This window comes from Serratia sp. A07, from assembly GCF_058725505.1.
This window is the reverse complement of sequence record NZ_JBZXDO010000262.1, coordinates 1-509: the sequence shown is the minus strand read 5'-3', so window position 1 is coordinate 509 and position 509 is coordinate 1. Positions and strand designations below refer to the sequence as shown.

General features: G+C 51.5%; 2 protein-coding genes. One reads left to right on the top strand and one right to left on the bottom strand.

The genetic code is table 11. The features are described from left to right. The coding region (locus tag AC4PR2_RS29655) for a phage tail fiber protein (RefSeq protein WP_492176146.1) at positions 1-198 on the top strand (198 nt) is incomplete at its 5' end. 67 nt (positions 199-265) lie between these two features. On the opposite strand, the gene AC4PR2_RS29650 is transcribed toward AC4PR2_RS29655, so the two are convergent. Beyond that, positions 266-509, bottom strand: a 244-nt coding sequence (locus AC4PR2_RS29650; RefSeq protein WP_492176145.1) for a hypothetical protein, incomplete at its 5' end; no start/stop codon positions are given.

Genomic DNA, 509 nt, shown 5'->3' with positions numbered 1-509 from the left:
GGCACAATCTATGTGAAGGTCAGCAAGCGCCGCTTTGACATCGACACAGCTGCTATTGTGGCTGGTGAACCGATGGATATCCCGGAAGGACGCTGGATCGATCTTCGCCTGGAAATGCCGGTGAGCGAGGTTGAAGAAGCACCGGAAGCAGTCGAGAAAACCGCCGCTCTTGAAAATGTAAACGTAGACTCCATCTAAAATCTGCTGCCCCTTTGCTGGCCTCGTAGTGTTCAGTCAGGTTGAACATCGGCGGGGGCAGCACCTATCACTTGTAAAGCACATCAAAATTAAACGCTATGGCCGCATCAACGGCTTTACCTTGAGTCTGAAATGGCACATCTGATACGAGCGGCCAGCGCCCTTTATGCCAAACATAAAGCCAGTGCTGGCCCTCTTCATCTTCGCGGATTGCGAAAAAAGGTGGGCTGTTTTGCTGTGGCTCTGGGTACCTGTCATTCTCATTGAGAACGAAAATCTGCCGCCCGGCTAGTGTAATGCTACCCATAGAT